This window comes from Methylobacterium sp. A54F (assembly GCF_053346035.1).
This window is the reverse complement of the sequence record NZ_JBKFBF010000134.1, coordinates 1-303: the sequence shown is the minus strand read 5'-3', so window position 1 is coordinate 303 and position 303 is coordinate 1. Positions and strand designations below refer to the sequence as shown.

Here is a 303-nt window from a genome sequence, read left to right as displayed (position 1 = left end):
GGCAGGAGGCCGGTGAGCAGGCTGCGGTTGAGGAGATCGACCGCGGCGGTGCGCAGCATCGCGTCCGTGCGCCGCGAACGGGCGGAGCCGGACAGCGTCCCGCGGCCGCCCGGATCGCGGCCGTGGCGGGCGGCCTCCGCCACCACGTCGCGGAGGGCCGCGGCATCCCGCAGGCCGAGGTTCAGCCCCTGTGCGCCGATCGGCGGGAAGACGTGGGCGGCCTCGCCGATGGGGGCGAGGCGGTGGCCGACCGGGCTCGCGACCGAGAGCCCGCGCATCGGCACGGGGCCCCGGGGACCGTCG

Annotated in this window: 1 protein-coding gene; it reads right to left on the bottom strand. The window is 79.2% G+C overall.

What is annotated here, in order from left to right:
* Positions 1 to 303: FAD-dependent monooxygenase (locus ACLBXP_RS25645; RefSeq protein WP_447670634.1), on the bottom strand; the 303-nt coding region annotated here is incomplete at both ends.